Raw genomic sequence first — 938 nt, forward strand, 5'->3', positions numbered from 1 at the left:
CCCGTTCTTATCTTCCTTTAACGTGACATCTTTCTCCCAATGTACCCGGTTTTCAATTCCCCAATGCCCCCGGATAGCTGCTGCCAGCATTGCTGCATCTGCGTTTGTGTAGCTGCAAATGTAATAGCTGCTCCGCTCATACGCCTGCCCCTGCCTGCTGCCCCGCCGCACTAGATGAATAAACCAGGCTAAGCCTGCCCATTGGGTCTTTGCCTGACTACTGGCTGGGTACAAATCCAGCACACGCTCTACCTGACGCCCCCGGCTGTGTTCAAACTCCTGCCAATGTCCGACGGGCCTTCTTTGAGCAGCGGTCTGTTGCATGATTCTGAGCAAATGTGGCTGGTTGCCCTTGACCTTTATCAAATAGTATTGTTGCTGTGAGGTAATGAGCGCAACTGTTTTTTTGACAGTGTAGCGCATCCAGCGTCAGCAGCAGGCCCCGCTGCTGTAGGCGGCTAAGCAGCTTGCGCACACTGCTTATCTCACTCTGGCGGCCGTTCTCAAACCGTTCCACTTCTTCTATCAGCCCGGTTTGCTGGCAGAAGGCACTGACCAGCGCGACAAAATTCTGTTGCTGGTTGTCATGCTCGCTCACCGTAGAACGCAGGCTCTTGCCATCTATGCTCAGTTGCCGCAGGCCTTGTCCGCCCGCCCAACGCCGGAAAGCGCAGGCTAATGCGTTGAAATCAAGTCTGAGCAGCACCTGGCGGATAGTTACATGAGAAGGCACCTGCTGACGGCTAAGCCCCAGACAATATATCAACTCAGCTTGATTGTGGCGCATGAAGCGTCCTATCTCCCGGTAGGCACAACAACCGCTCATGATGCTCATCACCATCATGCACAGTGTCTCAGCCAGAGGGTAGCGTCGGCCTTGCGGGCGACGAAAATCAGGTACCTCACGCAGACAGGCTAGTAAACTTACTTCACTATTT

Annotated in this window: 1 pseudogene; it reads right to left on the bottom strand. The window is 54.1% G+C overall.

The features are described from left to right. Window positions 1-910 (bottom strand): annotated as a pseudogene (locus tag GWO68_RS18070) (ISAs1 family transposase); the annotation flags it as partial. Between the last annotated feature and the right edge of the window lie 28 nt (window positions 911-938).

Origin of the sequence: Pontibacter fetidus (assembly GCF_010119545.1) — a bacterium.
GTDB classification, from domain to species: domain Bacteria; phylum Bacteroidota; class Bacteroidia; order Cytophagales; family Hymenobacteraceae; genus Pontibacter; species Pontibacter fetidus.